We start from the raw sequence: 640 nt of genomic DNA on the forward strand, positions 1-640 counted from the left end.
TCGTTAATTCGATATTACCCTCATCCTGGTAATCCAGGATGTGCGTCGCGATACGGTCCAGGAACCAGCGGTCATGACTGGGCGAAGGGGCCATGCCTGACCGAGCATGACTGGGCCTAGAGGGTCATGCCTGATCGAGCATGACTGGGCCAAGGGACCTAGAGGGTCATGCCTGACCGAGCATGACTGGGCCAAGGGACCAGGCCTGACCGAGCATGACGGGCCAAGGGACCATGCCTGACCGAGCATGACTGGGCCAAGGGGCCATGCCTGACCGAGCATCACGGGCCAGGGACCATGCATGACCGAGCATGACTGGGGCAAGGACCATGACAACCCTCAAGCAACTTGCAGAACCAGATTTGATAATTCAACCATTGGCTATAAGCTTTCCAACCCAGGAATCCCCCATGTTAGTGATCTTCATCTCAACAACCAACGCATCATCATGTGGGATGACCACATTCCTGCGGTCTTCATTTGTGAAAGTCATGGTAGGAAAGGGGTCATTCTCTACCGTGGTTGTGAGGACTTGATCCAGATTGCGAACATAAGCCTTCCGGGAGTTCGTCGACGGTCCACCGGTAGCAAAACCCCCGGATATGACGGCGATAACTTCGGTATGAGTATCTTCATCCGA

1 protein-coding gene is annotated in these 640 nt (G+C 54.7%); it reads right to left on the reverse strand.

Annotated features, from left to right (window positions below; genetic code table 11):
* Positions 1-370: 370 nt before the first annotated feature.
* Positions 371-640: hypothetical protein (locus M4I23_RS19635; protein WP_249755549.1), on the reverse strand; the 270-nt coding region annotated here is incomplete at its 5' end.

Source organism: Algibacter sp. L4_22, assembly GCF_023473045.1.
GTDB lineage: Bacteria > Bacteroidota > Bacteroidia > Flavobacteriales > Flavobacteriaceae > Algibacter.